This window comes from Nostocoides sp. (assembly GCF_035343835.1).
GTDB lineage: Bacteria > Actinomycetota > Actinomycetes > Actinomycetales > Dermatophilaceae > Nostocoides_A > Nostocoides_A vanveenii.
In genome coordinates, this window is the sequence record NZ_DAOQZV010000377.1 from 1 (window position 1) to 1880 (window position 1880).

General features: G+C 72.7%; 2 protein-coding genes and 1 pseudogene. All 3 read left to right on the forward strand.

What is annotated here, in order from left to right:
• On the forward strand, positions 1–1369 hold a 1369-nt coding region (locus PKH97_RS16305), incomplete at its 5' end, for a helix-turn-helix domain-containing protein (protein WP_324388658.1).
• Between the two features lie 36 nt (positions 1370–1405).
• On the forward strand, positions 1406–1681 hold the full coding sequence (locus PKH97_RS16310; protein WP_324388659.1) for a hypothetical protein: 276 nt from the start codon (positions 1406–1408) through the stop codon (positions 1679–1681).
• A pseudogene (locus PKH97_RS16315) lies at positions 1678–1880 on the forward strand (hypothetical protein); the annotation flags it as partial. The gene PKH97_RS16310 and the pseudogene PKH97_RS16315, both read left to right, overlap by 4 nt.

Genomic DNA, 1880 nt, shown 5'->3' on the forward strand with positions numbered 1-1880 from the left:
GGCGCGCCGGCGCGGCGTGGCCTTGGTGGCCCTGGCCGAGAACGCGAGCTGGGCGCACGTCATCCAGGTGCTGCGCGAGGCCCTGAACCGGGCCGCGACCGGCGCCCCACGAACCGTCGCCGACGACCTGTTCGCCCTCGCCGATGCGGCGGCCGGCCTAGTCGAGGCGGCGGTGACCATCGAGGACGCCCGCCACCGGGTGCTGGCGTATTCCTCGCGCCAGCACCGGGCCGATCCGGCCCGCGTGTCGACCATCGTCGGCCGCCGTGTCCCCGCCGCCGTCGTGTCCACCTTGCGCGCCGGGGGTGTCTTTCGCCGGATGGCCCGCAGTGACGAGCCGTTCTTCCTCGCTGCCGGCGTCACTCCGGACCTCGGGGCGCGATTCGTGGTGCCGGTGCGCGCGGGGGGTGAGTGGCTCGGCTCGATCTGGTGCGCCGTGGACGCCCCACCCGCTGCGCCTGTGATCGAGGAGCTGCGCACGATGGCCGCGGCCGTGGCCTTGCAGTTGTTGACCCAGCGCGCGCAGACCGACCTGACCCGGCTGGTCTGGCTCGACCGGCTCCGGCAGTCGCTGGTGGAGCCGGCCGCGGACGCGGCGACCTGGCTGCCGACCGGTCCATGGCGGGTCGTGGTGCTGGCCGGGACGCCGGAGCCGGCCGGCCGGCCGCTGTCCGAGAGTGCCCGTGAGCTGCCGCTGCTCGATCTATGGGTGGCGACCCTGCGCCGGCGGGGCTGGCCGCAGCCGGCACTGGTGGATGTGGCGGATGGCGTTTTCGCCATCGTCACCGACGCCGCTCCCATCGCGAGGGGACGGGAAGGCCACGATCCGCTCGCTCGCGACGGCATCGCGCCATCCACCGTCGGGCGCGCGGGCACGTGGGCGTGGCTGCGGGCGGCCGTCGAGGATGTCGCCTCGGCCGGCTGCCTGGTCACCGCCTGTGCCGCGACGCCGAGCGAGGTGGCGGCTGACCTGCCGCGCGCTCGGCGCGAGGCGCTTGAGGTCGCCGAACTCTATGCCCCGCACGGAGATTCGACGGTCCGCCAGGCGGATGAGGTGTGGCCCGCGCTCACCATCGCCCGCGCGACGCGGGCCGTCGGTGGTGACCGGCCGATCGGGCCCCTTGCCGCCCTCGCTACCGACCCGGCGGACCAGGAGCGGGATCGGGATACGCTGCGGGCCTGGCTCGACCACCCAGGCGCGCCGCGGCGCGCCGCTGCCGAGCTCGGCGTTCACGTCAACACGGTGCGCTACCGGATGGACCGGATTGCGGCCCTGCTCGACGTCGACCTCGACGACAGCGATGTCCGACTCGCCCTCCAACTCCTGCTCCGCGCCCACCACACCCCTGACCCGTTCCCTCCGAACTGACCTGCGCAACCACATGTGCATGTGTAGAATTGCTGAATGAGCACCCTGGAGCGACGCCTGCACGTCCTGATCGACCAAGCGCGCTACGACCAGCTCACCGCGGAGGCCACGCGCACCGGCCGGTCGGTTGCTGACATCGTCCGCTCCGCGATCGACCTGCACTTCGATGAGGACCGCGACCAGGCCCGTCGCGCGGCTGCGGCCCGGTTCCTGCTGGCATCGGCGGACTCGGATTCCGATCCGGGCGAGACGTGGGAAGAGATGCTGGCCATCCAGGAGGCCGAGTTGGATCGCCGGCTCGACCTCGCGTGAACCCGCGCCCGAATCTGTTCCTCGACACCCCCGTATTCCTCTACGCCCTGGGCAAGGCGGCCCCTGCCAAGGCCGCCGCCCAAACCCTGCTTCGCGACGCATCGGTCGGGCAGTTGCGCCTCCACACGGGGGCGGAATGCGTCCAAGAGGTCATCTTCCACCGCCTCCGTTCCGGCTCCCGGAACCTCGCGGTCAATCA